At 67.3% G+C, this 1,543-nt stretch carries 1 protein-coding gene; it reads left to right on the top strand.

Annotated elements, in window-relative coordinates:
- On the top strand, positions 1 to 1,543 hold a 1,543-nt coding region (locus LQV45_RS31440), incomplete at both ends, for a 3'-5' exonuclease (protein ID WP_230011302.1).

The raw sequence follows: 1,543 nt of genomic DNA on the forward strand, positions 1-1,543 counted from the left end.
CTGCGCCGCGAGGCCAAGAACGTCGGGCTCAACTCCAACTTCTCGATCTACGACTCCGCCGACTCGCTGCGCCTGATCACCCTGGTGGCCAAGAACCTGGACCTTGACCCCAAGCGCTTCGCGCCCAAGGCCATCCAGCACAAGATCTCCGCGCTCAAGAACGAGCTGATCGACGCAGACAGCTATTCCTCCAGCGCCAACTACAACGATCCCTTCGAGCAGGCCGTCGCCGAGGTCTTCAAGGGCTACACCCAGCGCCTGCGCCAGGCCAACGCCATGGACTTCGATGACCTGATCGCCGAGACCGTCTACATGTTCCGGGCCTTCCCGGCGCTCGCCGACTCCTACCGGCGCCGCTTCCGGCACGTCCTCGTGGACGAATACCAGGACACCAACCACGCCCAGTACGCCCTGGTGCGCGAGATCGTCGGCGAGGGCCCCGACGCGGCCGAGCTCACCGTCGTCGGCGATTCAGACCAGTCCATCTACGCCTTCCGCGGCGCGGACATCCGCAACATCGTGGAGTTCGAGAAGGACTACCCGGACGCCCGCACCATCAAGCTCGAGCAGAACTACCGCTCCACCCAGACCATCCTCAGCGCCGCCAACTCGGTGATCTCCCGCAACCCCAACCGGCCGGAGAAACGGCTCTGGACGGCCGAGGGCGACGGCGAGAAGATCGTGGGCTACGTCGGCGAGAACGAACACGACGAGGCCCAGTTCATCGCCAAGGAAATTGACCGGCTCCAGGATGAGGGCAACCTGCGCCCCGGCGACGTGGCCATTTTCTACCGCACCAACGCCCAGTCCCGCTCGATCGAGGACGTCCTGGTCCGCGTGGGCCTGCCCTACAAGGTGGTCGGCGGCACCCGCTTCTACGAGCGCAAGGAGATCAAGGACGCCCTCGCCTACCTGCGCGTCCTGGTCAACCCGGACGACGACGTCAACCTCCGCCGCATCCTCAACGAACCCAAGCGCGGGATCGGTGACCGAGCCGAGGGTGCCGTCGCCGCCCTGGCGGAGCGTGAGCGCACCTCCTTCATGGCCGCCGCGCGGCGCGCCGATGAAGCCCCGGGCATGGCGACGCGTTCGGTCAACGCCGTGCTGGGCTTCGTGAAACTCCTCGACGACCTCGCCGAGGTCGCTTCCGGCTCCGGCGCGGCCGCGGCCCTCGAAGCCGTGCTCGAACAAACCGGCTACCTTGCCGGGCTGCGCTCCAGCACCGACCCGCAGGACGAGTCCAGGGTGGAGAACCTCGCCGAACTGGTCGCCGTCGTCCGGGAATACGAACGCGACAATCCCGAAGGCTCGCTCGGAGCCTTCCTGGAGCAGGTCTCCCTCGTGGCCGACGCCGACCAGATCCCGGACGCCCCCGGCGGTGACGCCGAAAACCTGGCGGCCGCCGTCGCCGAAGCCAAGCGGCTCGGCGTCGTGACCCTGATGACGCTGCACACCGCGAAGGGCCTGGAATTCCCGGTCGTGTTCCTGACCGGCATGGAACACGGGCTGTTCCCGCACCAGCGCTCCGCCACCGATCCCAAGG

This window comes from Microbacterium sp. Bi128 (assembly GCF_918698205.1).